1 protein-coding gene is annotated in these 563 nt (G+C 55.2%); it reads right to left on the bottom strand.

Translation table 11 applies throughout. The features are described 5' to 3' along the window. A partial coding sequence (locus tag G7Y49_RS12010) for a hypothetical protein (RefSeq protein ID WP_165174130.1) occupies positions 1-518 on the bottom strand: 518 nt, incomplete at its 3' end. Between the last annotated feature and the right edge of the window lie 45 nt (positions 519-563).

Below are 563 nucleotides of genomic sequence, written 5' to 3'. Positions count from 1 at the left end.
GCGTTAAACATGCCTCCGTTCACCGTGGTAGTCCCGCTTGTAACACTGATGGCGCTACAGTTGCTCGTGAACATGCCGCCGTTTATGACGGTTTCCACCCCCGCCACGGCGGAGCCGATCACGCCAGTTGTCGAATTGTCTTTGTGTATCTGCGCCTCGAAAGTGCCGCTCTCGATGGTGAGCTTCCTCTGGTTGATGACAGCCTCAAACGCAGCTTTTTTATTGGAGCTTGTGTCCATGAATATCCTGCCTCCGCCGGCTGAGTCCCTGATGGTCAAGTTGCAGCCAGACTGAACGGCTATCGTAGTCGAGCTGATGGTACGGCCGTTCAGGTCCAACACCATCACAGCACTCGGATCGTTCAATACATCACCGAATGTAATCGGCTTATTTCCGTCAGGGAAATTGAAGTTCTTCAGAAGCTTGACCGTGGTGACGTCATTGACCGTCGTGATCTCGATCGCACCCTCGCCCGCCCACTCATCCAACTCCGCTGGCGTAGTGTTCTTCGTGATCATCCTTCCGTTCTTGGCCGTAGCCGTCTCGCCTGCTGCCCAGGCGCT

It is taken from the genome of Adlercreutzia sp. ZJ242, assembly GCF_011038995.1.
GTDB lineage: Bacteria > Actinomycetota > Coriobacteriia > Coriobacteriales > Eggerthellaceae > CAAEEV01.
This window is presented reverse-complemented; position numbering and strand designations above follow the sequence as displayed.